This window comes from Caenispirillum salinarum AK4 (genome assembly GCF_000315795.1).
GTDB classification, from domain to species: domain Bacteria; phylum Pseudomonadota; class Alphaproteobacteria; order Rhodospirillales; family Rhodospirillaceae; genus Caenispirillum; species Caenispirillum salinarum.
The window spans coordinates 72,769-96,194 of sequence record NZ_ANHY01000014.1 but is presented as its reverse complement, the minus strand read 5'-3'; the positions used below and the strand labels follow the sequence as shown (position 1 = coordinate 96,194).

The window sequence follows — 23,426 nt, the reverse complement described above, 5'->3', positions numbered from 1 at the left end:
ACTGGCACGGCATATGCAAAGCCAGCGGCAGGCCCGAAGAAGGATGAACCTCGGGGCCGCTCGAACCACGGGAGGTTTGACACATGAGACTCAGGACGACCCTGCTTGCCGCGGCCGTCGCCGCCACCGCCGGCGTGACGCTCGGTGCCCCCGCCCCGGCCGGGGCGCAGGAGTTGCGCGTCGGCTTTTCCGCCGATGCGCTGACGCTGGACCCGGCCAACCACCGGAACCGCGAAACCGAGACCATCATCCGCAACATGTATGACGGGGTGCTGACCCGCACGCCGGACATGCAGCTCGCCCCGCAGCTTGCCGAAGGCTGGAGCCAGACCAGCCCGACGACCTACGAGTTCACCATCCGCGACGGAGTGACGTTCCACGACGGCTCTGCCCTGACGGCTCAGGACATCAAGTACACCTTCGATCGACTGATCCAGGACGGGGCCATGAACGGCCAGACCAGCCCGCGCAAGTCGCTGCTCGGGCCGCTGGACCGCGTCGAGGTCAAGGGCGACCGCACGGTCGTCTTCACGCTGTCCGAGCCCTGGCCAATCTTCCCGGCCATGCTGCCCTTCCAGGAGGTGGTGCCGGACGGCTTCACGGGTGCCGGCGCCGAAGGCGGAGCGAACGTCACGTCCAACGGCACCGGCCCCTTCAAGCTGGTGGAGTGGCGTAAGGGCGACGCCGTCATCATGGAGCGGTTCGAGGACTATTACGGCGGGTCTCCCGACAACCCGCCGGTCGGCAAGGCCTGCGTCGAGCGCGCCATCTTCCAGATCATTCCGGAAAGCGCCTCGCGCGTCGCCGCACTGCTGGCCGGCGACGTGCAGATCATCAACGAACTGCCGGCCCACGCCATGGGCCAGGTGGAGAACAACCCCGACACCGAGGTGCTGACCGTCAACGGCACCCGCACCTTCTTCGTGGCGCTGAACAACGCCCAGCCGCCGTTCGACGACCCGCGCGTGCGCAAGGCGGCCAACTACGCGCTGGACAAGCAGCTCATCATCGACCGCATCCTCAATGGCACGGCGACGCCGCTCAATGGCGTGCTCAGCCCCGATGCCTTCGGCCATAATCCCGACCTGAAGGAATACGGCCACGACCTGGAGAAAGCCAAGGCGCTGCTGGCCGAAGCCGGCCATGAGGACGGGCTGGACGTGACCATGGATGTGGAGGGGCCGTTCAAGGACACCGCCGAGGCCATCGCCTCGCTGCTGTCCAAGGCCGGCATCCGCGCCAAGGTTCAGGTGGCCGAAAGCGCCATCCTCAAGGACAAGTGGCGCAGCGACGAGGCGCCGGAGGACGGCCAGATGTGGTTGACGTCCTGGGGCAACGGCTCGCTGGACCCGGTGGGCATCTTCAACCCGACCCTGACGACGGGCGGGCGCGGAAACTCCGCCCACTACTCCAACCCCGAGGTCGACGCGCTGCTGGAACAGGCCGCGACCGAAATGGACCAGGAGAAGCGCGCGGCGCTCTACCGCCAGGCGCAGGAGATCGTCAACGAGGACGCGCCCTGGATCTTCCTGTGGCTGCCGCAGGACATCTACGGCGTCTCCAAGCGGCTGACCAACTGGCAGCCCAGCGCCGACAGCCGCATCAACCTGCACGACGCCTGCCTGAAGTAGGCGTCGAGCAGGACCGCGCGTACTCCACGACCACCCTCCAGCCCCCCGAGGAGGAGACGGACCCGTGACCCTGGGCAAATTCATCGAACGGCTCGCGCAGCTCGTTCCCGTGCTCCTGGGCGTCAGCCTCATCGTCTTCCTGATGATGTCCCTGACACCCGGGGACCCGGTCGAGATCATGCTCGGCGACCAGCATGTGACGCCGGAGCAGGAACAGGCCCTGCGCCATGACCTGGGCCTCGATCGGCCGCCGCACGAACGCTTCCTGGTGTTCATCGGCAATGCCCTTCAGGGCGATTTCGGCACCTCGTTCTATCACCGCCGGCCGGTGGGCGAGGTCATCGCCGAGCGGCTGCCGGCGACCATCGAGCTGACGCTGGTCGCCATGATCCTGGCCCTGGTGACGGCCATTCCCCTCGGGGTGCTGGCGGCGGTCAAGAAGAGCACCATCTTCGACAAGGCGTCGACCGTCGGCTCGCTGCTCGGCGTATCGATGCCGCACTTCTGGTTCGGCATCCTGCTGCTGATGCTGTTCGCGGTGCACCTGCACTGGCTGCCGGTGGCCGGGCGCATCGACTATGAATATCAGGTGGAGCCCATCACCCACCTGCTGCTGGTCGACAGCCTGCTGCGCGGCAACATCGCCGCATTCGGCAACGCCCTGTCGCACATCATCCTGCCGGCACTGACGCTGGGGCTGGCCATGGGAGCCATCCTCATGCGCGTCACCCGGACCTCCATGCTGGAGGTCATGCGCGCCGACTACGTGCGCTTCGCCGAGGCCAAGGGCCTGGCGCGCCACCGCATCCTGTTCCGCCACGCGCTGAAGAACGCCCTCATCCCGACCGTCACGGTGGCCGCGCTGGAAACGGGGACGCTGCTCGGCGGCAACATGATCGTCGAGACCATCTTCGGCTGGCCCGGCCTCGGGCGGCTGGTGGTGGAGAGCATCTTCCAGCGCAACTATCCGCTCGTCCAGGCCGCCGTGCTGTTCTACGCGGTGACCTACGTGATGCTGAACTTCCTTGCCGACATCCTCTACACCATCCTGAACCCGAGGGTGAAGCTATGACGACGGCCGTTCCCGCTTCCTCCGCCGGCGCTTCCTCCGCCGCGTCCCCGGACCGCGCCGCCCGCACGCAGTCGCCCTTCTGGCGCAACATGCGCAAGTTCGCCGACAACCGCCTGGCGCTGGCGAGCGGCGTCGTGGTCCTGCTGTTCGTCGTCATGGCCGTTGCAGCGCCCCTGATCGCGCCGCACGATCCCAACGCGACCGACCTGTTCCGCCGCCTCCAGCCGCCGGCGTGGATGGCCGGCGGCGAATGGGCCTATCCGCTGGGCTGCGACGCGCTCGGCCGCGACATTCTCTCGCGCATCATCTACGGCGCGCGCATCTCGATCTTCATCGGCACAGCCGTCATCCTGGTGGCGACCACCATCGGTATCCTGGCGGGACTGGCCGCCGGTTACCTGCGCGGCTGGGTCGACACCGCGATCAGCCGGCTGGTCGACATCCTGCTGGCCTTCCCCTACCTGATCTTCGCCATCGGCCTCATGGCGATGATGGGCCCGGGCCTGAGCAACATCGTGATCGCGCTGGCCTACAAGGAATGGGTGATCCCCTGCCGCGTGGTGCGCGGCGAGACGCTGGCGGCCCGCGAGATGGAGTATGTCGAGGCCGCCCGCGCCCTGGGTGCCGGCCGCGCACGGATCATGTGGCGGGAGATTCTGCCCAACATCCTGTCGCCGGTCGTCGTCGTCTCCACCATCCGCATGGCGAATGTCATCATCCTTGAGGCGAGCCTGAGCTTCCTGGGCCTGGGCGTGCAGCCGCCGACGGCATCGTGGGGTTCCATGGTCGCCGACGGCCGCGCCTTCATGCTGGAAGCGTGGTGGGTCAGCACCTTCCCGGGCCTCGCCATTCTGCTGCTGGTGCTGTCGCTGAACGTCGCCAGCCAGGGCCTGCGAGACGCCTTCGATCCCAAGTTCCACGACTGACGGGAGGCCCCGGCCATGACGACCACCACCCTCCCCCGCCCCGACACCGCCGCCGGCGACCGGCCGGAGCCCGTGCTGTCGGTGCGTGACCTGCGCACGGCCTTCAAGACCAGCCACGGCATCGTGCGCGCCGTCAGCGGCGTCTCGCTGGATGTCTACCCCGGCGAATGCCTGGGCGTCGTCGGCGAGTCCGGCTCGGGCAAGTCCGTCACCTTCGCCTCGGTCATGGGGCTGGTGAAGAAGCCGGGCTGGGTCGAGGACGGCGAAATCCTCTACCGCGGCCGCGACCTGACCCGGCTGAGCGACCGCGAGCTGCGCGCCCTGCGCGGCAAGGACATCGCCATGACCATGCAGGACGCCCTGACCGCCCTCAACCCGGCGTTGACCGTGGGCGAACAGATCCTGGAGGTTCTGCGCGCCCACGCCGACGACCTGCCGCGCGGCCGCGCCGGCCGGGCCGAGGCCAGGCGCCGCGCGGTGGAGATGCTGGACCTCGTCGGCATCCCCTCGCCCGCCGACCGCCTGAACGAGTATCCGCACCAGTTCTCCGGCGGCATGAGGCAGCGCATCATGATCGCCATCGCGCTGGCCTGCCGGCCGCGCCTGCTCATCGCCGACGAGCCGACCACGGCGCTGGACGTCACCATCCAGGCCCAGGTGCTGGAGTTGATCGCCGACATCCGCGCGCGCCTGGGCATGAGCGTGGTCCTCATCACCCACGACCTGGGCGTGGTGGCCGAGCACTGCGACCGCGTGGTGGTGATGTACGCCGGTCAGGTGGTGGAGACCGGCCCGACGCGCGCGGTGATCTCGGACCCGAAGCACCCGTATACGCAGGGCCTTCTGGACTCCATCCCGCGCCTGTCGGACCTGTCCCACCCCATCCGCCCCATCCAGGGGCAGGTGCCCGAACTGATCGACCTGCCGCCGGAGTGCCGCTTCATCGGCCGCTGCCCCAAGCGGACACCCGACTGCCGCACCGGCATCGACATGCGGCCCGCCGGCCCCGGCCGCGCCGCCCGCTGCATCCTCGTGGGCGAGGAGACGGAGGCATGACCCACATGACGACCGACATCCGCCGCGACGCCGCTGCCACAACGGCCACCGCGACCGGCCGCGCCGCCGAGCCCCCCGTCCTGCTGCGCACCACCGACCTGGTAAAGCACTACGACAGCCGCCGGGGCCTGTGGGGACGCATTACCGGGCGGCCGGGGTCGCTGGTGCGTGCCGTCAACGGCGTCAGCCTCGACATCCGGCGCGGCGAGACGCTCGGCATCATCGGCGAAAGCGGCTGCGGCAAGTCCACGCTCGGCCGCGCCATCCTGCGGCTGCACGAGCCCACCTCGGGCTCCGTCGTCTTCGACGGCGCCGAGATCACGGAGCTGGGCCGCGACCCGATGATGAAGATGCGCCGCCGCATGCAGATCATTTTCCAGGACCCCTACGCCAGCCTCAATCCGCGCAAGACGGTGGAGGACATCCTGATCATGCCGCTCAAGCTGCACGGGCTGGCGAAGGGCAAGGCGGCGCGCGACGCGGCGGCGGCCATGATCGAGAACGTCGGGCTCAAGACCGCCCACCTGGACCGCTTTCCGCACCAGTTCTCGGGCGGCCAGCGCCAGCGCATCGGCGTGGCCCGCGCCCTGATCCTCAACCCCGAATTCGTGGTCTGCGACGAACCGGTGTCAGCCCTGGACGTCTCCATCCAGGCGCAGATCATCCAGCTTCTGGCGGAACTGAAGCGCGAACTGGGGCTGACGTATATGTTCATATCCCACGACATCGCCGTCATCGGCTACGTCGCCGACCGCACCGCCGTCATGTACCTGGGCGAAGTGGTGGAGACCGGCCGCACCCGCGACATCCTGGCCGAGCCCCGCCATCCCTACACCCAGGCCCTGCTGTCGGCGGCGCCGCGCCTGGACGAGCCCGGCAAGGCGGCCCGCATCAAGCTGACCGGCGACCTGCCGAGCCCCCTCAATCCGCCGCCGGGCTGCAAGTTCCACACGCGCTGCCCGCACGCCATGGACGTCTGCCGGAAGGTGGCGCCGGCGCCGGTCGCCGACGCGCAAGGCCACATGGCCGCATGCCACCTGATCGACGGCGCGAGCGGCAAGGCGGAGGCGCCCGCATGACGTCCGCCCCCGTATCCCTCTGCGGCGCGGCGCGCGACCGCGGTCTTGCCCAGGCTGCCGCCGCCTCCGCCGATGATATCGCACGGGTGCGCCGCGCGGTGGAGGAGCGGGTCGCCGCAGGGCGCGACCTTCTCCAGCGCGAGGACCACCGGACCCTGATGGCCGGGTGCGTGGATGCCGCCGACGTCCATGCTCCGGCCTCGCGGGCGGAAGTCCGGGGACTGGCGGAAGGATTCGGGCTGGCGGAGGACGACCTGCTCGCCTTCCTGCACATGCCGGTGCTTCTGGACACGGCCAAGGCGCGCGCGGATGCGTCCGTCGAGGACGGCTGCTCCACCTGGGCCGCCGTCGACGGCTCCGGCCGGCCGTGGGTCGGCAAGAACCGCGACTATGGCGGCGACCACGCGGCGCTCCAGCGGCTGTTCCGCCACGACGGCCCCGACCTGCCCGCCGGCCCCATGCTCTGCCTGGGCAGCCTGGGCGCGCCGGGCGCCTTTTCCAGCGGGATCAACGCCCGCGGCCTTGCCCTGGTGGACAGCCAGGTGCCCACCGCCGACCACGGCCCCGGCCTCTGCCGGTATTTCCTGATGTCGGAGATCCTGGGCCGCTGTGCCACCGTTGCCGAGGCGCTGGCGCTGATCGACGCCACGCCCCATGCGGGCGGCGGCTGCCTGACCCTCGCCGATGCCTCCGGCGCCATGGCGGCGGTGGAGCTGGGCCATGCGGCGGTGCGGGTCGAGACGGCGCGGCAGGGCTGGCTCGCGCGCACCAACCACCACCTTTCCGACGCCTTGTCGGGACGCCTCATCGAGCGGCCCGGCGAGCCGATGGGGCGCAGCACCCGCGAGCGCCTGGAGACGATCCGCGCTGCCTTCGCGACGGGGGTGCCCAAGGATGTTCCCGCCTTCGCCCACGCGCTGATGGCAAGCCACGACGACGATGCGCCCGCCGACGGACAGGGCCTGTGCCGGCACGGCCAGGACGGCGACAGCCGCACCATTTCGACGGTCCTGTTTGAACCTTCGGCCCGGCGGCTGTACGTTTCCATGGGTCCGCCCTGCTCGACCCCGTGGAACCGCCATGCCGTCTGACCCGGCTCCGGCGCGCCACCGGACCAGGCATGACCGGCGGACGCGGCAGTGACATGACGGGCCTGGGCATGGCGGCATACGGCGACCTGATCGGCGATCATCCTTCCATCCGCGCGGTGCGCGCGCTGATCGCCAAGGTGGCGGGCAGCCCGGCCAGCACGGTGCTGATCTACGGCGAGACCGGCACCGGCAAGGGGCTCGTGGCCCGCATGGTCCACCAACAGTCGAACCGGGCGCGGGAAAGCTTCGTCGACGTCAACTGCGCCGCCATTCCGCCGAGCCTCATGGAAAGCGAGCTGTTCGGCCATGAACGCGGCGCCTTCACCGGCGCGGCGCAGAAGAAGACCGGCCTTGTGGAAGCCGCCCATCACGGCACGCTGTTCCTGGACGAAATCCGAGAAATGGAGCTGACGCAGCAGACCAAGCTGCTCAGCCTGCTGGACACCCAGCAGTTCCGCCGCGTCGGCGCCACGCGGCCCATCGACGTGGACGTCCGCTTCATCGCCGCCACCAACCGCATCCTTCTGTCGGAGGTGCGCGAGGGCCGCTTCCGGGAAGACCTCTACTACCGTCTGCAAGTGGTCAGCATCAACATTCCGCCCCTGCGGGCGCGCGGCGAGGACGTCCTGATCCTGGCGGAGCATTTCATCCGCAAGTTCAATGCTCGCTACGATCGCCGCATCTCCGGCCTGACACCGGCGGCAGCCGACGTCTTCCGCCAGTACCGCTGGCCGGGCAACGTGCGCGAGCTGGAAAACCTGCTGGAACGGATCTTCATTCTGGAAGAGGACGACGAGATCGACGTCACCCACCTGCCCTCGCGCATCCGCCGCGACGTCGGCGACCTGCCGGCGCAGGCGGTGGACGGCCTGGCGTGGGACGTGGACTCCGTTCTGGAAGCCCCCATACCGGACCTGGCCGACCCGGCCGGTGAAACCACCGCGGACGCGGATGCGGCAGTCATGGCACCGGCGCGAATGCCGCTGGCGGCGGAGCGCGGAACCGGCGTGCCTGCCACCTGCGCGGTGTGGAGCGACTTTCACACCGCCACCAACCATTTCCAGGAAACCCTCATCCGCGACGCGCTGGCCCGTGCCAAGGGAAACCAGACGGAGGCCGCCGCCCTGCTCGGCCTGTCGCGCCACGCCCTGCGCCACCACATGCTAAAGCTCAATATCCGCTGAACGCGGGTAAAACCCGCGCCATAGCGTGCAGAGCCCGCGCAATGCCGGCCCCGGTGTCCCGTGCCCGACAAGCACCGGCGCAACAGCTTGGTTTGCCTGGAGAAACGGCCCCGCTGCGGGTTGGCACGCCTTGTGCTGATCCTGCCCACGACCCGCCACGGCCACGCGAGATTCGGCCGGGCGAAGGAGGCAGCCAAGGTGAGGACCATGAAGTCTCTGAAGATCATTTGTCCCAACGGCCATCTCGGTTTCGCGCCGCTGAAGGTCGAGAGCTTCCGCCTGGGCGTGGAGGCCAAGCCCGACTACATCGCCGCCGACTCGGGCTCCGACGACGTAGGCCCGGTGCCGCTCGGCTCCGACGGCTGCGCCAGCCCGCGGGCGTGGCAGGAACACGACCTGGAGCACATGCTGCTGGCCGCACGCGAGCTGAACGTGCCCATGATCATCGGCTCGGCCGGAGACACCGGCACCGACAGCCGCGTCGACATGTACGTGGACATCATCCGCCAGCTTGCGAAAAAGCACGCTCTCGCGCCCTTCAAGCTGGGCTGGTTCCATTCCGAGGTGGACAAGGAGGTGGTGCGCGAACGCATTCGCGCCGGGTCGTCCATCGACGGGCTGGACGAACGCCCGGCCCTGACGGAAGAGGAACTGGACGCCACCGACCGCATCGTCGCCATGGCCGGCGTGCACCCCTACATCGAGCTTCTGAAGGCCGGCTGCGACGTCATCATCGGCGGCCGCTCCTCCGACAGCGCGGTCTTCGCCGCCCCTGCCCTGTTCCACGGCTTCCCGGCGGACCAGGCGTACTACCTGGGCAAGGTGCTGGAGTGCGCGTCCTTCTGCGCCGAGCCCTACGGCGGCAAGGAAACCGTCATGGGCGAAATCACTCACGACGAGGTCAAGGTGACGGCCATGCACCCGGCCCAGCGCTGCACGCCCGCCTCCGTCGCCGGCCACGCCATGTACGAGCGCTCCAATCCCTACGACGAGTTCGTGGCGGGCGGGCGGCTCGACATGCGCGATTGCGTCTACGAACAGATTTCCGACAAGACCACCCGCATCACCGGCGCCCGGTTCATTCCCGCCGAGAACGTGCGCGTCAAGCTGGAGGGCGCCGGCAAGGTCGGGGAGCGCTTTGTCGGCATCGCCGGGGTGCGCGACCCCTACACCATCGCCCACATCGACGAGGTCATCGCCTGGGCCCGCAAGGCAGTCGAGGATCGCTTCGGCCCCGAGGGCTGGGAGTTGCACTACAACGTCTTCGGCCGCGACGGGATCATGGGCCCGCTGGAGCCCCTGCGCGAAACGCCGGGCCACGAGCTTTGCGTCGTCGTCCAGGGCATCGCCCCGACAAAGGAGATGGCGGAAGAGGTCACCATGACCGGCACGCGGCAGATGTTCTATGCCCGCCTGCCCGACGTGAAGGGCACCGCCGGCTCCGTCTCCTTCGTGCTGGACGAGGTGCTGCCGGCCTCGGCCGGCTACCGCTGGACGCTGAACCACACCATGGCGGTGGACGACCCGATGGAGCTGTTCCGGACGGCCGCAGAGACCGTCGGCGCACCGGCGCACGCTTGATTCGCATCGCCTCGAAGAAGGACATCCAGACCATGACGGCCAGCACCGTTCCCCTGTCCCAGCTTGCCAAGACCATCCGGTCCAAGAACGCGGGCGTGGACAAGATCACCTTCGACATCATCTTCCGCGAGCGCGCGACCTTCGACGCCGTGCGCCGCTCAGGCGCCCTGACGCGCGAGAGCGTCGCCGCGCTCTACGGGATTTCCGACAGCAGGATCAGCGACTTCGTCGAGTTCCCGCCGGCCAACGCCGTGAAGTTCACGATCTACCGCGAGCGCCCGAGCGGCAGTCCCGGCGACCCGGACATTTTCGGCGCCCAGCAGTATGCGCCCCTGCTTTCGCTGCCGGTCGCCGTGCCGGAGTAGGCCGAGCGGGCACGGGAGGCGATCACGCAAGGCGCCCTTTTGCGACTGGTGCTGCCGCCGGCGTGATCGCTGGCGCGGGGGACGTCCGCCAGCGACGACAGCCACGTCGCGAAGCAGGACCACTCTTTCATGACACAAGGCACCGCCGCAGCATGTCGACGCGCCGGGCATAGGCGTGCGGGTGCCGCCGGTGGAGGCGGCCGTCCAGTGTCGCCCCGCCCTGCTCGTCCCCTGTCAATTCCAGCCCGCGCGCGACAAGGTCCAGCCGGCGCTCCTTGAGCGTGCGCCCCTGTGCCAGCGGCCACAGCGGATTGTGGCGCCAGTGGCCCCAGGCCTTGAACCACAGCGGTATCCCGGCGTCGGCGCAGGCATCGCGGACCCAGCGCATCCAGGCCAGGTCCGGCCGCCGCGCCCGCGCACCGGACTCGCCGCCGCAGATGACCCAGTCCAGCCCCGACAGGTCCATCCCCTCGGGCGAGGCGATGAGCGGTTCCAGGCAGCCGAGCGCCGTGAACGGCCCGACCTCCCGCCTCAGCCGGTGCAGGTGGCCGAGGCGCCCGCCCTGCGCCGCGCCCTCGACGCTCACGCCCAGCCAGACATGATCCGGCACGCCCCGGCCGCCCCAGCGCGCGGCGCAGTAGCGCGCCATGCGCGGGACGCGCTTGGTGAGGCACACGAAGACGGCGTGCGGCTGGGCCTCCACGGCGTCGAACACCTGGTCCAGGTAGGCGTCGGGCACGTCCGCGTGCCACAGGTCGCTCATGGAGTTGACGAAGACGATGGGCGGACGCGGCCCCTCGGGCGTCTGCACCGGCTTGAAGCGGGCGGCGTCGCGCAGGCGGTGGGGCTTCAGTCGGAGTGCAAAGCCGCCGTGGAAGCGGTTGGCGATCACTTCGGCATAGCAGTTGTCGCAACCCGGGGAAACGTGATCGCAGCCGAACGTCGGGTTCCAGGTGGCGTCGAAACAGGAGATGCGGGTGGAAAAGACCGTCATGCCCGCACCTCCCGTTCCGTTGCCGCGCAATCAGTGACCGGCGGCGGCGGTCTGCGTCATGTCCTTGGCGTGGTACTGGAGGAATTTCAGTACCAGCCGGTTTTGTTCCTTGGACAGCTGGCTGAAGCGTTCCATGGACTTCAACTGCCCGATCCACTGATTGGCGAGGAAGTGGTTCGGCGTGTGCGCCGTGTGGCAGGTGGCGCAGTCGCCCTGGTAGATCGATTCCGCATAGCTCCACACCGGCTCGATGCTTGCCGTCACGCTTTCCTGCGGCAGCCAGACGTCGACGCTGACGGGCATCCAGGTCTGGCCGGTCTCGGGCAGCACCTTGCCCTCGCCCACCTCGGCCTGCTCCACCGTCGGCTTGGCCATGACGGCCGTCAGGATGCGCTGGCCCGGCGCGCCGTAGATGACGCTCTCCGCCCCTTCCTGGCGCCAGCCGGAGACGGTGGCCTTCAGCCAGTCACCGCTTTGTTCGGTGATCTTCAGTTCCGTCGCCGGCAGAAGCTGACCGGCCTTCTGGTCGCCTCCCTGCTCCAGATAGAAGGGCATGGTTTCCAGCGTGTAGGCGGTGTCCTCCAGGTCCGCGTCGGCGGCGGTTTCCTTCAACTCCTCGAAGGCGCGGGCGAAGGCCTTCTTCATGTCCGGCAGGCTGTGGGCGATGCCCTTGTGGCAGTCGATGCAGGTGCCGCCGGTTTCCATGGCCTCGGTGTGGCGCTTCTGCGCCTCCTGCTTTTGGGCATCCACGGTCATGGCGTCGAAGGCGTGGCAGCTGCGGCACTCGCTGCTGTCGTTCGCCTTCATGCGGTCCCAGACGGCTTGCGCCATCTCCAGGCGGTGTTCCTCGTAGTCCTCGGGGGTCGCCAGGGTGCCGATCAGGTGGTGGTAGAGGTCCTTGCTGGCGCGGACCTTGGCCTGCAGGTACGGCCAGCCCGTTTCCGGGACGTGGCAGTCCGAGCAGCCGGCCCGCACGCCGGTCGGATTCTGGTAGTGGACCGTTTTCTGGTACTCGGCCAGCGGCGTGCCCATCTCGTGGCAGGACACGCAGAACTCGTTGGACGAGGTGGCCGTCATGGCCGTGTGCGCCACGCCCCAGCCACCGACAGCGACCACGATCCCGAGCAGGAAGACGACGCTCCACGCCAAGGAGGACGGCCGACGCAGCCAACCCCAAATTCTTTTGAACATGATACACCCCTTGGTTCCCGAACGGTCATGCGTGGTATGGGGTGAACCGTAGCAGGGCCTCGTTAACGGGTTTGCGGCCCCCACCTAAACAGGGCGTGTCCTCTTGTTAAAGATCGCCCGCAAATGTTAACGTTCCATATACAAAATTTATCCCAAGTCAATCCAATATACGCTTGGGTATATTCTATACCGGGGCGCAACCGACAAGAAGAAAGCGAATGAGTGCTAAGCCTACCGTCCTGCTGACCGGCCCCCGCAACGAGGAGCACGGCGCCTTGATCGCCCTACTGGAGGGCAGCGGCCTGGATGTGCGGACGGAACACTGGTCGGACCCGCGCGCGATGCATGTCAATGGCACGCGGCCGGCGGTCATCGTTCTGGACGCCGACATGCCTCCGCCCGGCGGCGTCGACATTGTACAGGCGCTGCAACGGGCCAGTGAGTTCGGCGTCATCGTGCTGTGCGACAAGGCCGACCCGGTGGACTGCATTCTGGGGCTGGAGGCCGGCGCCGACGACGTGGTGGAGCGCAACCGCGACCCGCGCGAGGTCGCCGCGCGCGTGCGCAGGTTACTGGCGCGCGGCCGGGCCCTGCGCGACGCTGCGGCCGGGGACCGCCCCATCATCTTTTCGGACTGGCGCCTCAGCCTGGAGCGGCGGGAACTGACCGATTCCCAGGGGCAGCGTGTCCACCTCACCCGCGGCGAGTTCGAATTGTTGGCCGCACTCGCCGGCCGCCAGGGCAAGGTGCTGAGCCGCGACCAGTTGCTGGACTACATCAGCCACCGCGACTGGGCGCCGAGCGACCGCACCGTCGACGTGCTGGTCAATCGCCTGCGCCACAAGATCGGCGACAACCCGCGCGAGCCACGGCACCTGATTACCGTCCACGGCGTCGGCTACGCTTTCCAGCCCTGAGCCGCGCCCGTCCCCCGCCAACGGAGCCATCATGACCGTCATCCTTGCCGCCACGGACCGTGCACACCTTCTGGACTGGCTGGCGTCGGTATTTCTGCGCGAGCCCGATGCTGCCGCCATCGCCGCCCTGCGCGGCCCGCTCGGGCAGCGCGCCGTCACCGACCTGGCCGAAGCCCCCGCCCTGGCCGGCGGGGTGGAGGCCATGCTGGACGCCCTGCGCGCGGTGCATCGCGACGCGGGTAGCGACGCCGACGCAGCGCTGGCCCTGTCGGCGCGCTTTGGCACCCTGTTCCTGGGCGCCGGCGGGCCTGATGCCGCCCATCCCTACGCCTCCGTCTACGAAGAGGGCCGCACCCACGGCGCCGCCACCGACCGCGCCCGCGCCGTCCTGGACGCCCACAACCTGTCCGTCGCCGAGGGCACGGCGGAGCCCGCCGACCACTTCGGAATCATGCTGGGTGCGCTGGCGGAGCTGTCCCGGCGCGAGGCGGCGGACGCGGCGCGGGCATCCAGCCTGTTCGCGGCGCAGGCGGCGTTTGCGCGCGCCGATGTGGCGCCCTGGCTGACGCCCTTCCGGGAACGGGTGGACCGGGATGATCCGACCGGTTACTACGCCGCCGCCGCCCGTCTGGCGGAGACGGCCGTGGCCGCCTTCTATGCGCGAGAAACCGATTAACAAGGCGATAACAAGTTGTCGCCGCTATTTCACATACAAATCGAAGGGCATTAACGACGGCCCTGTATGCTCCCTCCCATGGTCAATCCCGGCCTCGACGCGATCGCATGTCGAGACACCGGCGCAGGGCCGGACGACACCTGGGCTCAGGTGCTTGTCGTCCGGCAAGGCCGACCGGCCGCCGCGCCTGCTGGCGCGCGAGGCTGCGGGCCGCATGAACGCAGCGACGACGATGGCAATCGGCGTCGCGCATAGTAGGGAGGCAACGATGGGTTTCCAGTCAAAGCACGCGCACGACGGTGACGTGAGCCGCCGCCTGTTCCTTCAGGGATCATCGGCGCTGGCCGGGCTTGCCGCCGTCGGCGGTGCGTCCGTCCTGTCCAGCGGCCGCAAGGCGTTCGCGCAAGGGGCCGCCGGGCCGATCCTGTCCGGGTCGCACTGGGGCGTCTTCAAGGCGGAGGTCAAGGACGGCAAGTTCGTGACCGCCATCCCCATTGAGGCCGACAAGCACCCGACGCCGATGCTCCAGGGCCTGCCCGACTCGGTGTACTCCGCTTCGCGCATTCGCTACCCCATGGTGCGCGCGGGCTTCCTGAAGAACGGCCCGCAGGCCAACGACGCCGCGCGCGGGTCGGAGGAATTCGTCCGCGTCTCCTGGGACGAGGCCATCGAGCTGGTCTCCAAGGAACTGAACCGCGTGAAGGAGCAGCACGGCAACGAAGCCATCTTCGGCGGCTCCTACGGCTGGAAGAGTGTGGGCAAGCTGCACAACTGCCGCAACCTGCTGGGCCGGCTGCTGAACCTGCACGGCGGCTATATCAACCACACCGGCGACTACTCCACCGGCGCCTCCCAGGTCATCATGCCGCACGTGGTCGGCCGGCTGGAGGTCTATGAACAGCAGACCGCCTGGCCGGTGGTCGTGGAAAACAGCGAGCTTGTGGTGCTGTGGGGCGCCAACCCGTCCATCACCAACCAGATCGACTGGATCCTGGCCGAGCACGGCGGCTACGAGGGCATGGCCGCGCTCAAGGAAAAGGGCACCCGTGTGGTCGCCATCGACCCGGTGCGCAGCGAAAGCATCGAGTACCTGGGCGCCGAATGGATCGCGCCCCGGCCGCAGACCGATGTCGCCATGATGCTCGCCATGTGCCACACGCTGGCAAAGGAAGGACTGCACGACACCGCGTTCCTGGACGAATACACCGTCGGCTACGAGGAGTTCGAGAAGTACCTCATGGGCCAGGCCGCCGATGGGGTGGAGAAGACCCCGGAGTGGGCTGAACAGATCACCGAAATTCCCGCCGACGTCATCCGCCAGCTCGCCCGCGACTGCGCGGCCAACCGCACCATGCTCATGAGCGGCTGGGCCATGCAGCGCATGGACCATGGCGAACAGGCCCACTGGGCGCTGGTCACGCTGGCCAGCATGCTGGGGCAGATCGGCCTGCCCGGCGGCGGCTTCGGCCTGTCCTACCATTACTCCAACGGCGGCACGCCGACCGCCAACGCCCCGATCCTGCCGGGCATCACCGCCACCGGCAAGGCGGTGGAGGGCGCCGCATGGCTGGAAAAGAGCGGCCTCGCGAGCATTCCGCTGGCACGCATCGCCGACATGCTGCTCAACCCTGGCGAGACCATCGACTTCAACGGCGACAAGGTCACCTATCCCGACATCCAGCTCATCTACTGGGTGGGCGGCAACCCCTTCGTCCATCACCAGGACACCAACCGCCTCGTGAAGGCGTGGCAGAAGCCCGAGACCGTCATCGTCCACGACATCTACTGGACGCCGACGGCCAAGTTCGCCGACATCGTCCTGCCGGCCACCACGTCGTACGAGCGCAACGACATCGAGCAGGGCGGCAGTTACTCGCTCCGCCTGATGGCCGGGATGCACAAGATCGTCGATCCCGTGTTCGAGGCGCGCAGCGACTTCGACATCTTCAACGACGTCGCCAGGAAGCTGGGCTACGGCAACGGCTTCGACGAGGGCAAGTCGGAGATGGACTGGATCCGGCAGTTCTATGACGCCGCACTCGACCAGGCGAAGGCCCGCCGCATCGACATGCCGGACTTCGACGCCTTCTGGGACGCCAACGAGCCGCTGGTCTTCGAGCCCGACGAGGAGGGACTGAACTACGTCCGCTACGCCGACTACCGCGAGGAACCGCTGCTGGAGCCGCTCGGCACGCCCTCGGGCAAGATCGAGATCTACTCGCGCGCCATCGAGCAGATGGGCTACGACGACTGCCCGCCGCACGCCACCTGGATGGAACCCGTGGAGTGGACCGGCGCCGCGGACGCCAAGTTCCCGCTGCATATCGACACGGCCCACCCCAAGTACCGCCTGCACTCGCAGCTGTCGGGGGCGGCCAACCTGCGTGACGAGTACGTGGTCAACGGCCGCGAGCCCATGCTCATCAACCCGCAGGATGCCGAGGCCCGCGGCATCGCCGACGGCGACATCGTCCGCGTCTTCAACGACCGGGGCGAAATCCTGGCCGGCGCCGTGGTGACCGACCGCGTTCGTCCGGGCGTGGTGCGCGTCAACGAAGGCGGCTGGTACGACCCGGCCAAGCGCGGCGAGCCCGGCGCGCTGGACAAGTACGGCAGCGCCAACGTGCTGGCCGTCGACAAGGGCACGTCCAAGCTCGCCCAGGGCAACTGCGGCCACACCGCCATCGGCGACGTGGAGAAGTACGAGGGCGAGGCACCGCCGGTGACCGCCTTCGACCGCCCGCCCATCAGCAGCTGAACCAGGGCCGCACAGGCACCGGGGCCGCGACGCACCACCGTCGCGGCCCCGTCTGTATCATACCGGACGACACTCGAAGACGTACACTTGTCGTCCGGCAAGGCCGACCGGCCGCCGCGCCTTATGGCGCGTGAGGCTGCGTGCCGACTGAACGCAGCGTCGATGATTTCAATCAGCGACGCGTATTAAGGGGGGATGCGCGACCCGCACAATGGGAGCCCGACCCATGCGACACCTGCCTCTGCCCGTCCTGGCCGCCGCGACGCTGGCGGCCGCGCTGACGCTTTCCACGCCGGCCCAGGCCCAGGAACCCGGCGCGGAGTTCCCCTACGAGCCCCGAACCGTCGACGTGCTGGACTCCACCATGGCCTATGTGGAGACCGGCCAGGGCGACCCCATCGTCCTGCTGCACGGCAACCCGACGTGGTCCTACCTGTGGCGCAACGTCATCCCCTACCTGGAGCCGCACGGCCGCGTCATCGCCGTCGACCTGATCGGTTTCGGACGCTCCGGCCAGCCGGACATCGCCTACACCTACGCCGACCATCGCGCCTACATGGACGCCTTCATCGACGCCATGGCGCTGGAGGACATCACCTTCGTCCTGCACGACTGGGGCTCGGCCATCGGCCTGCACTACGCCGCCCGCAACCCTGACAATGTGGCCGCCGTCGCCTTCATGGAAGCGCTGGTGCCGCCGGCCTATCCCATCCCCTCGCTGGAGGCCATGGGCGACTTCGGCCCCGTCTTCCGCGACCTGCGGACCGATGGCGTGGGCGAGAAGATGGTCCATGACGACCACATCTTCATCGAGCAGATTCTGCCCGGCGCGGTCATGCGGGACCTGCCGGCGGAGGTCATGGACAACTACCGCGCGCCCTTCGCGCCCGAGGACCGGACGCGCAAGCCCATCCTCGTCTTTCCCCGCGAACTGCCCATCGCCGGGGAACCGGCCGACGTGGTGCGCGAGTTGGAGACCTACTTTTCCTGGATGCGGGAGACCGACATGCCGTTCCTGCACGTCTACGCGCGCCCCGGCGCGCTCAACCCGCCGCCCGTGGCCGAGTGGCTGGCGGCCAACCTGAAGACCATCGAGACGGCCTTCATCGGCGAAGGACTGCACTACATCCAGGAAGACCAGCCGGAAGCCATTGGCCGCGCCCTCGCCGACTGGCTGCGCCGGACGCGCCAGGGCACCGGAGACTGAAACCGTGGCCGACATCACCCTCGCCACCATCGGTTTCACGCAATCCAGCGCCGAACACTTCTTCGGCCGGCTGCGGGAGGCCGAGGTGGCGACGGTGGTCGACGTGCGGCTGCGGACGGGGTCGCAGCTCGCCGGGTTCGCCAAGGCGCGCGACCTCGCATACTTCCTGCGCGCCATTGGCGGCATCGGATACCGGCACGAACCGCTGCTGGCGCCGGAGCCCGAGATGCTGGACGCCTACCGCAAGAAGGTGGAGCGGTGGGACGCCTACGCCGACCGCTACCTGGCCCTGATCGCGGCGCGGCGGGTTGAGGAGCGCCTCCGGCCGGAGGATTTCGACCGCGCCTGCCTCCTGTGCAGCGAGGCGGCCGCCCACCACTGCCACCGGCGCCTCGCAGCGGAATACCTGCGGGACCGGTGGGCGGTGCCTGTCGATGTTAACCACCTATGACACGCAGGTAGAACGCCCTTGGCGATCGACGGGGGACGCCGTGTCGCATGAGCGGCGGCGGGCACTCTCGGCCTTTGTCTTCGGCTCGGTGCCCTGTGGGGTGAGACTTTGGTTTGGCCCAGGTGCCCGCAGTCGGCCGGAGGCCGGCGCGACGGGGACGAAAGACTGAATTCACCGGTTCCGGTTAAGCCGAAAGCCCCGCGGAACATGAGCGCTGGTGGAGTGTTCCAACTCCCCCGACCAGCGAGGTTTCCGCGCCTGGTGACACAGCCGCCCAAGGACAAACCGATGCCATCGGCCGCGCCATCCTTTCCGGGTCTTCGTGTTCTTCTGGCGGAGGACAACTGGTCCATCGCGCTGACCATGTCGACCATGCTGGAGGATTGGGGATGCACCGTCGTCAGCGTCGCCGCAGACTGCGCCTCGGCGGAGGATCTGGCCGCGACCGCGGATGCCGACTGCGCGGTGCTCGATATCGAATTGCTCGACGGCCTGTGCTACAGCGCGGCGGAGCGCGCCGCAGCCAGGGGCATGGCGGTGATATTTACCTCGGGATATGACACGCCGCCCGACCTGCCGCCAGCGCTTCGCGACACCCCCTGGCTCGTCAAGCCCGTGGCTCCGGCGCATCTCCAGCGCGCCCTCCAGTCCCTGCTGGAAACGCGGAACGCCTGACATTCCAGGCGCCACCCCGGATAACGACCCAGTCCCATCGGCCTGCCGGTCATCCTCGGGCCTGGTCGCCCGCCGGGCGGCGGCGGGGGAGTATTGGTACCGGCGCACCCCCGGCGCAGTGGACAAGGTCGTGACTTGGGCCTCGGCCACTGGTACCTGTAAAGCAGTACCAGACCGTGACGCCGACGGGTCCTGGCCGGGAAAGGACGAAGAATGACAAAACACCAGAAGTCACACGAGGCCGCCGTCACACCAGTGTGCGCGATAGGAGCCTCGGCCGGTGGCATCACGGCGTTGCGGCAGTTCTTCAATCAGCTTCCGGCGGACCTCGGCTTCGCCTATGTCGTCATCGTGCATCTGGCGCCGGACCGGCCCAGCCAACTTGCCGAAATCCTGGGCGCTTGCACGACCATGCCGGTTCAGCAGGTGGAAGACAGCCCGCACCTGACCCCCAACTGCATCTACGTGATCCCGCCGGACAAGGAACTGGTGATCGACGGCGACGACGTGTCGGCCCGGCCGTTTTCTGAGCCGCGCGGCCACCGTGCCCCCATCGACATGTTCTTCCGCTCGGTCGCTGCCGGGCGGGGCGACGGCATGGCGGTCGTCCTTTCCGGCGCGGGCTCCGACGGGGCGGTGGGCGTGCGCGCGATCAAGGAGGGGGGCGGCGTGGTCTTCGTCCAGGACCCCGCCGAGGCCGAATACGCCATGATGCCGCGCAGCGCGCTGTCGTCGGGCACGGCCGATTTCGTGGGTCCCGTCGACCGACTGGTGGAGCGCTTCGTCGAGGTGACCCGGAGCAAGCGGGCGGTCGGGGCGCTGGATGTTGATGAGTCAGAGCGCGAATTGCGGCGGATCGTGCATTTCCTCCGCGCCCGGACGGGGCATGACTTTTCCAGCTACAAGCGCGCCACGGTCATGCGCCGGGTGACGCGGCGGATGCAGGTGACGCGGCGCACCAACCTTCACGACTACGCCGGCTACCTGAGCACGAACCCCGAGGAGGCGCAGGAGCTTTTCAGCGACCTGCTGATTTCCGTCACCACCTTCTTCCGCGATCCCTCCGCCTACGAGGTGCTCGTGGAGGACGCCATCAAGCCCATCTTCGACGACGCCGACCCCGAGGCCGGTCTCCGGGTCTGGGTTGCCGGTTGCGCCACCGGCGAAGAGGCCTACAGCGTCGCCATCCTTTTGCTGGAGGAGGCGGAGCGGCGCCGCGTGACACTGCCGATCCAGATCTTCGCCACCGACCTGGACGAAGGGGCGCTCGGCACGGCGCGGGAGGCGCGCTACCCCGAGGCGATACAGGCCGACGTGTCGGAGGAGCGCCTGCGGCGGTTCTTCGTGCGCGAGGGACGGCACTACCGCGTCAAGAAGGACGTGCGCGACACCGTCCTTTTCGCCACGCACAGCGTGCTGAAGGACCCGCCCTTCATGCGCCTGGACCTCATCACCTGCCGCAACCTGCTGATCTACATGGAACGGGAACTGCAGCGCCAGGTCTGCACGCTGTTCCATTACGGCCTGAAACCGCACGGCTTCCTGTTCGTGGGATCGGCCGAGACGGTGGAAGCCACCCCCGACATCTTCTTCACGGTCAGCCGCGATGCGCGGCTCTACCGCGCGCGGCCGCAGGCGTCCCGGAACCTCCCGAAGCTCAACCAGATGCCGGCCGAGCACAGGCCGCACGTACCGGCCCCGTCGCGGGAACCGGAGCGGGAGGAGCGGGAGCGCGGGCTGGGCGCCACGCACATCCACGCGCTGGAGGGCGGCGCGCCGCCAAGCGTCCTGGTCGACCACGAGCATCGTATTCTGCACCTGTCGCCCAACGCCGGCCGCTATCTTCTGCCGAGCGCCGGCCCCTTCACCGCCGATCTCGCGGGTCTGGTGCGGCCGGAATTGCGGCTGGACCTGCGGACGGCCCTGCGCCGCGCCTTCGACCACGGCGACCACTCGCTGACGCTGCCCGTGCCGGTCGCCTTCAACGGTACGCGCCGCCGGGTGCTCATGCAGGTAACGCCGGTCCGCACGGACGATGACGGACCCGCAAGCCAGGCGCTGGTCTTCTTCCTGGAGGGCGGCGCGGTCGAGGAGGTGGAACTGGCCGCGGGCTCCGGCGGGGCCGACGAAACCCAGCGCCTGCGGGAAGAGTTGCGGGCGGCCGAGGAACGGCTGAAGAACTCGCGCGTCGAGCACGAGAACACCATCCAGGACCTGCGCGTCGCCAACGAGGAATTGCAGTCCATCAACGAGGAATACCGCTCCACCTCCGAGGAACTGGAGACCTCGAAGGAGGAACTGCAGTCCATGAACGAGGAGTTGCAGACGGTCAACTCGGAGCTGAAAAGCAAGCTCGAAAGCGTCTCCACCTCCCACAGCGACCTGCAGAACCTGGTCGCCGCCACCGATATCGGCACGCTGTTTCTCGACCCGGAACTGCGCATCCGCATGTTCACGCCGCGCATCGCGGACCTGTTCAACATCACCGAGGCCGACATCGGCCGCACCATCACCGATTTCACCCATCGGCTGACCTACGACGGCATCACGACGGATGCCACTGCCGTGCTGCGCGACCTGGCGCCGCTGGAGCAGGAGGTCGCCACCGCTGAAGGCGGGTGGCTGATGATGCGGCTGCGCCCCTACCGCACCATTGACGACCGCATCGACGGCATCGTCGTCACCTTCATCGACGTGACGGAGCGGCGGGAGGCGGTCGCCCGGATGCAGGAAAGCGAGGAGCGGTTCCGCGCCCTGGTGCAGGCGACCTCCGACGTCGTGTATCGCATGGGCCCCGACTGGACGGAGATGTGGGAACTGCAGGGGCGCGGCTTTCTGGAGGATACGGGAGCGCCCGACCGAAACTGGCCCGACAAATACATCCTCCTCGAGGATCAGGCCGCCGTGTGGGAGCGCATCAAGAGGTCGGTCCGCGACAAGGTGCCCTTCGAACTGGAGCACCGGGTGCGACAGGCGGACGGTTCCGTCGGCTGGACGCAATCCCGCGCGGTTCCCCTGCTGGACGACGAAGGCGAGATCCGGGAGTGGTTCGGCGCGGCCTCGGACGTGACCGAGCGGCGGCGCAGCGAGGAGGAACTGCGCGAGGCGCGCGACCTGCTGACCATGGCGACGAACGCCTCGCACGTCGGATGGGGCGCCTGGGACTTGCGGACCGGGAAAGTGACGTGGGATGCCCGTGGTCAGGAAATCATCGGCCTGGGCAGCGGCATGGCGGACCGGGACTGGCTCGACCGCGTGCTGCCCGACGACCGGCCGGAGATCGACGCGCACCTGACCGAGAGCATGCGCGAAGGCCGGCACTTCGACGTGGAATTCCGCGTCACGCATCCCGACGGCAAGGTGTGCCATGTTCATGCCACCGGCATCTTCGAGCGCGACGCGCAGGGACAGCCGTTGCGGGGCACCGCGCTGGTGCGCGACATCACCGAACTGCGCAACTGGCAGGAGGCCCAGCGGCTGCTCATCGGCGAGTTGAATCACCGCGTCAAGAACATGCTGACGGTCGTCCAGTCCGTGGCCTACCAGACCCAGCGGTCCAGCGGGACCATGGACGATTTCTGCGCCGCCTTCGAAAAGCGGCTCCAGGCGCTGGCCGCCGCCCACGCGCTGCTGACGCGCGGCAACTGGACGGGCGCGTCCCTGCGAACGCTCGTGCACGACATGCTGCAGGGCTTCAGCCTGGACGGCAGCGACTCCGTGGCCGTGGAGGGACCGGACGTCACGCTCTCGCCGAATGCGACCATTTCCTTCACGATGGCGCTGCACGAACTTGTCACCAACGCCCTGAAGTATGGCGCCCTGTCCGTTCCCGAAGGCAACGTCGCGCTGACGTGGCGCGTCGATTCGGATAACGGCGGCAAGCGGCTGTGTCTCTCCTGGGCCGAACACGGCGGCCCCGCGGTCACGCCGCCGACGCGCAACGGCTTCGGAACCCGGATGCTGAAGCAGGGCGTGGCCCATGAATTGAACGGTGTTGTCTCGCTGGACTACCGCCCGGATGGCCTCGTCTGCTCGATGGAGATGCCGATGGACGGAAGTATCCGCAATGGCCGATGACGGCACGCTCGCCCTTCTGGTGGTGGAGGACGAGGCCCTCATCGCCATGACGCTGACCGACATGATCGAAGATCTGGGCCATCAGGTCATCGGGTCGTGCGGCAACGTGGACCAGGCGGTGGACATCATCGTCCGACGCCGTGCCGAGATCGACGGCTGCATCCTGGACGCCAACCTCGGCGGCACGTCGTCCGCCCCGGTCGCCCGGTCATTGCGGGACGCCGGCATTCCGTTCCTGCTGGCGTCCGGCTACGGGGGCTGCGAACTGGCGCGGCTGGGGTTTTCCGAGCCAGCCCTGGAGAAGCCCTTCCGCCGCGATCAGTTGGCAACGGCGCTTGACAATTTGTTCAGCTGACCGGTGCACCCGTACGCAATCCGGCCCGCCATGGTTCGGGCGGCGGCCCGGTGGTCGCGTGGTTCCTTTCGCCGGGCCCGGACGCGATTGCGCCCCGCAAACGGCCGGGACCAGAGGAGCAACCGCTTGCCTGAAGACCA

The 23,426-nt window shown here is 68.5% G+C and carries 19 protein-coding genes; 17 read left to right on the top strand and 2 right to left on the bottom strand.

What is annotated here, in order from left to right:
- The first annotated feature begins 83 nt into the window (after positions 1 to 83).
- The 9 genes from C882_RS14425 (at position 84) to C882_RS14385 (ending at position 9,985) form a co-directional block, all read left to right on the top strand.
- On the top strand, positions 84 to 1,631 hold the full coding sequence (locus C882_RS14425) for an ABC transporter substrate-binding protein (RefSeq protein WP_009541365.1): 1,548 nt from the start codon (positions 84 to 86) through the stop codon (positions 1,629 to 1,631).
- Positions 1,632 to 1,695: 64 nt separating this feature from the next.
- Positions 1,696 to 2,703: an ABC transporter permease gene (locus C882_RS14420; protein ID WP_009541364.1), complete on the top strand. Its 1,008-nt coding sequence runs from the start codon at positions 1,696 to 1,698 to the stop codon at positions 2,701 to 2,703.
- Positions 2,700 to 3,629: an ABC transporter permease gene (locus C882_RS14415; RefSeq protein ID WP_009541363.1), complete on the top strand. Its 930-nt coding sequence runs from the start codon at positions 2,700 to 2,702 to the stop codon at positions 3,627 to 3,629. Before C882_RS14420 ends, C882_RS14415 begins: the two co-directional genes overlap by 4 nt.
- A 15-nt stretch (positions 3,630 to 3,644) precedes the next feature.
- On the top strand, positions 3,645 to 4,685 hold the full coding sequence (locus C882_RS14410) for an ABC transporter ATP-binding protein (RefSeq protein WP_009541362.1): 1,041 nt from the start codon (positions 3,645 to 3,647) through the stop codon (positions 4,683 to 4,685).
- On the top strand, positions 4,682 to 5,764 hold the full coding sequence (locus tag C882_RS14405; RefSeq protein WP_009541361.1) for an ABC transporter ATP-binding protein: 1,083 nt from the start codon (positions 4,682 to 4,684) through the stop codon (positions 5,762 to 5,764). Before C882_RS14410 ends, C882_RS14405 begins: the two co-directional genes overlap by 4 nt.
- Positions 5,761 to 6,855, top strand: coding sequence for a C45 family autoproteolytic acyltransferase/hydolase (locus C882_RS14400; protein WP_009541360.1), 1,095 nt, complete (start codon positions 5,761 to 5,763; stop codon positions 6,853 to 6,855). The genes C882_RS14405 and C882_RS14400 overlap by 4 nt, the downstream gene beginning before the upstream one ends.
- A 29-nt stretch (positions 6,856 to 6,884) precedes the next feature.
- Positions 6,885 to 8,039, top strand: coding sequence for a sigma-54 interaction domain-containing protein (locus tag C882_RS14395; RefSeq protein WP_201448374.1), 1,155 nt, complete (start codon positions 6,885 to 6,887; stop codon positions 8,037 to 8,039).
- 207 nt (positions 8,040 to 8,246) lie between these two features.
- A complete protein-coding gene (locus tag C882_RS14390; RefSeq protein WP_009541357.1) occupies positions 8,247 to 9,620 on the top strand; it encodes an acyclic terpene utilization AtuA family protein in 1,374 nt (457 codons plus the stop codon).
- A gap of 32 nt (positions 9,621 to 9,652) precedes the next feature.
- Positions 9,653 to 9,985, top strand: coding sequence for a DUF4387 domain-containing protein (locus tag C882_RS14385; protein WP_043645802.1), 333 nt, complete (start codon positions 9,653 to 9,655; stop codon positions 9,983 to 9,985).
- Positions 9,986 to 10,112: 127 nt separating this feature from the next.
- Here C882_RS14385 and C882_RS14380 read toward each other — a convergent pair whose 3' ends face one another.
- On the bottom strand, positions 10,113 to 10,979 hold the full coding sequence (locus C882_RS14380; RefSeq protein WP_009541355.1) for a DUF5131 family protein: 867 nt from the start codon (positions 10,977 to 10,979) through the stop codon (positions 10,113 to 10,115).
- Positions 10,980 to 11,009: 30 nt separating this feature from the next.
- Positions 11,010 to 12,170 carry a NapC/NirT family cytochrome c gene (locus tag C882_RS14375; protein WP_043645695.1) on the bottom strand — a complete coding sequence of 387 codons (1,161 nt, stop codon included), beginning with the start codon at positions 12,168 to 12,170 and terminating at the stop codon, positions 11,010 to 11,012.
- Between the two features lie 218 nt (positions 12,171 to 12,388).
- On the opposite strand from C882_RS14375, the gene C882_RS14370 reads away from it, so the two are divergent.
- The 8 genes from C882_RS14370 to C882_RS14335 all read left to right on the top strand — a co-directional run bounded on the left by C882_RS14370 (position 12,389) and on the right by C882_RS14335 (position 23,286).
- Positions 12,389 to 13,087, top strand: a complete 699-nt coding sequence (locus C882_RS14370; RefSeq protein ID WP_009541352.1) for a response regulator transcription factor — start codon at positions 12,389 to 12,391, stop codon at positions 13,085 to 13,087.
- 31 nt (positions 13,088 to 13,118) lie between these two features.
- Positions 13,119 to 13,763, top strand: a complete 645-nt coding sequence (locus C882_RS23365; RefSeq protein WP_009541351.1) for a TorD/DmsD family molecular chaperone — start codon at positions 13,119 to 13,121, stop codon at positions 13,761 to 13,763.
- Between the two features lie 268 nt (positions 13,764 to 14,031).
- Positions 14,032 to 16,521: a trimethylamine-N-oxide reductase TorA gene (gene torA / locus C882_RS14360; RefSeq protein ID WP_009541350.1), complete on the top strand. Its 2,490-nt coding sequence runs from the start codon at positions 14,032 to 14,034 to the stop codon at positions 16,519 to 16,521.
- A gap of 226 nt (positions 16,522 to 16,747) precedes the next feature.
- Positions 16,748 to 17,728, top strand: a complete 981-nt coding sequence (locus tag C882_RS14355) for a haloalkane dehalogenase (RefSeq protein WP_009541349.1) — start codon at positions 16,748 to 16,750, stop codon at positions 17,726 to 17,728.
- A gap of 4 nt (positions 17,729 to 17,732) precedes the next feature.
- On the top strand, positions 17,733 to 18,179 hold the full coding sequence (locus tag C882_RS14350) for a DUF488 domain-containing protein (protein ID WP_009541348.1): 447 nt from the start codon (positions 17,733 to 17,735) through the stop codon (positions 18,177 to 18,179).
- A gap of 288 nt (positions 18,180 to 18,467) precedes the next feature.
- Complete coding sequence (locus C882_RS14345; RefSeq protein WP_009541347.1) at positions 18,468 to 18,854, top strand: response regulator; 387 nt, start codon at positions 18,468 to 18,470, stop codon at positions 18,852 to 18,854.
- A 213-nt stretch (positions 18,855 to 19,067) separates the two neighbouring features.
- Positions 19,068 to 22,931, top strand: a complete 3,864-nt coding sequence (locus C882_RS14340) for a chemotaxis protein CheB (protein WP_052000170.1) — start codon at positions 19,068 to 19,070, stop codon at positions 22,929 to 22,931.
- Positions 22,921 to 23,286, top strand: coding sequence for a response regulator (locus C882_RS14335; RefSeq protein WP_009541345.1), 366 nt, complete (start codon positions 22,921 to 22,923; stop codon positions 23,284 to 23,286). The genes C882_RS14340 and C882_RS14335 overlap by 11 nt, the downstream gene beginning before the upstream one ends.
- The last annotated feature ends 140 nt before the right edge of the window (positions 23,287 to 23,426 follow it).

What these genes read in the sequence shown, in the direction of transcription:
- C882_RS14425 (WP_009541365.1), top strand. Translation starts at nt 84, where the DNA reads ATGAGACTCAGGACGACCCTGCTTGCCGCGGCCGTCGCCGCCACCGCC.
- C882_RS14375 (WP_043645695.1), bottom strand. Translation starts at nt 12,170, where the DNA reads ATGTTCAAAAGAATTTGGGGTTGGCTGCGTCGGCCGTCCTCCTTGGCG.
- C882_RS14380 (WP_009541355.1), bottom strand. Translation starts at nt 10,979, where the DNA reads ATGACGGTCTTTTCCACCCGCATCTCCTGTTTCGACGCCACCTGGAAC.
- torA (WP_009541350.1), top strand. Translation starts at nt 14,032, where the DNA reads ATGGGTTTCCAGTCAAAGCACGCGCACGACGGTGACGTGAGCCGCCGC.
- C882_RS14395 (WP_201448374.1), top strand. Translation starts at nt 6,885, where the DNA reads ATGACCGGCGGACGCGGCAGTGACATGACGGGCCTGGGCATGGCGGCA.
- C882_RS14405 (WP_009541361.1), top strand. Translation starts at nt 4,682, where the DNA reads ATGACCCACATGACGACCGACATCCGCCGCGACGCCGCTGCCACAACG.
- C882_RS14415 (WP_009541363.1), top strand. Translation starts at nt 2,700, where the DNA reads ATGACGACGGCCGTTCCCGCTTCCTCCGCCGGCGCTTCCTCCGCCGCG.
- C882_RS14335 (WP_009541345.1), top strand. Translation starts at nt 22,921, where the DNA reads ATGGCCGATGACGGCACGCTCGCCCTTCTGGTGGTGGAGGACGAGGCC.
- C882_RS14355 (WP_009541349.1), top strand. Translation starts at nt 16,748, where the DNA reads ATGCGACACCTGCCTCTGCCCGTCCTGGCCGCCGCGACGCTGGCGGCC.
- C882_RS14345 (WP_009541347.1), top strand. Translation starts at nt 18,468, where the DNA reads ATGCCATCGGCCGCGCCATCCTTTCCGGGTCTTCGTGTTCTTCTGGCG.
- C882_RS14390 (WP_009541357.1), top strand. Translation starts at nt 8,247, where the DNA reads ATGAAGTCTCTGAAGATCATTTGTCCCAACGGCCATCTCGGTTTCGCG.
- C882_RS14400 (WP_009541360.1), top strand. Translation starts at nt 5,761, where the DNA reads ATGACGTCCGCCCCCGTATCCCTCTGCGGCGCGGCGCGCGACCGCGGT.
- C882_RS14370 (WP_009541352.1), top strand. Translation starts at nt 12,389, where the DNA reads ATGAGTGCTAAGCCTACCGTCCTGCTGACCGGCCCCCGCAACGAGGAG.
- C882_RS14410 (WP_009541362.1), top strand. Translation starts at nt 3,645, where the DNA reads ATGACGACCACCACCCTCCCCCGCCCCGACACCGCCGCCGGCGACCGG.
- C882_RS14385 (WP_043645802.1), top strand. Translation starts at nt 9,653, where the DNA reads ATGACGGCCAGCACCGTTCCCCTGTCCCAGCTTGCCAAGACCATCCGG.
- C882_RS23365 (WP_009541351.1), top strand. Translation starts at nt 13,119, where the DNA reads ATGACCGTCATCCTTGCCGCCACGGACCGTGCACACCTTCTGGACTGG.
- C882_RS14340 (WP_052000170.1), top strand. Translation starts at nt 19,068, where the DNA reads ATGACAAAACACCAGAAGTCACACGAGGCCGCCGTCACACCAGTGTGC.